Raw genomic sequence first — 510 nt, 5'->3', positions numbered from 1 at the left:
GGACTTAAGAAAGCAAAAAGGTGAAACATTAAATTGTGTTTCAGATTCAGCTGGAGTAGATTTAACTATTTTGAGTAAGATTGAAAGAGGGGAAAGATTGCCTACACAGGAGCAATTGTCCAAACTATCTGCATATTATAAGTATAATGAAACAGAATTAAAAACTTTATTAGTTGCTGAAAAAATTATCAAGGATTATGGTATTAGCGAAGAAACCCAAAAGGCAATTAACATAGTTGAAGAACAAATTGTAAAATATTTGAAGAAATGAGAGAATTTAAAGATGAAGGAGTTCATTTGATAAAAAAGGACGCAATAATTGGATTACAGGAATTAGAAGATAATTCATTTGACTTAGCAATTTGTGACCCACCTTATGGTGCTGCAAGTAAAAAGAATTGGAACTATGATAGAGAGAAAAAGGTTTCTGGTTTTGGTGGAGATTGGAAACTTAATGGTGAGGAATGGGACTTGTTAACTTCAAATGACAATTTTACAATGACTTTCAGT

The 510-nt window shown here is 31.6% G+C and carries 1 protein-coding gene and 1 pseudogene; both read left to right on the top strand.

Annotated elements, in window-relative coordinates; translation table 11 throughout:
* A partial coding sequence (locus IU405_RS01950) for a helix-turn-helix domain-containing protein (protein WP_197436935.1) occupies positions 1-271 on the top strand: 271 nt, incomplete at its 5' end.
* Positions 268-510: pseudogene (locus IU405_RS01945) on the top strand (hypothetical protein); the annotation flags it as partial. The gene IU405_RS01950 and the pseudogene IU405_RS01945, both read left to right, overlap by 4 nt.

It is taken from the genome of Polaribacter sp. BAL334, assembly GCF_015767435.1.
Taxonomy (GTDB): Bacteria; Bacteroidota; Bacteroidia; order Flavobacteriales; family Flavobacteriaceae; genus Polaribacter.
Note: the sequence above shows the minus strand (reverse complement) of the source record. Positions and strands in the feature narration are given on the sequence as shown.